A 234-nucleotide genomic window follows, 5' to 3' on the forward strand; every position below is an offset into this window, starting at 1 on the left:
TACGAAGAGCGCGTGCTGGCCCGGTACGATCGTGCCTTTGTGGAGACGCTCTTCGGGCAGGCCCATAGCCGTGGTTTTCGTTTCCAGACGTTTCTTGGCGCATGGAAGTTTTACACCAGCTATACCCTGAAAACGTTCGACGGCAAACGCTATCTTGAAAGCTTCGAGGACCGCGTGGTGATGGTTGCCCTGACGCTCGCGCAGGGCGATGAAACGCTGGCAGAACGCCTGATG

At 57.3% G+C, this 234-nt stretch carries 1 protein-coding gene; it reads left to right on the forward strand.

The annotated features are described in order from the left end of the window. Positions 1 to 234 (forward strand): ribonucleotide reductase N-terminal alpha domain-containing protein (locus tag ACPYOI_RS37130; RefSeq protein ID WP_481424314.1); only part of this gene is annotated, 234 nt, incomplete at both ends.

This window comes from Rhizobium sp. SVR5-2C (assembly GCF_056755115.1).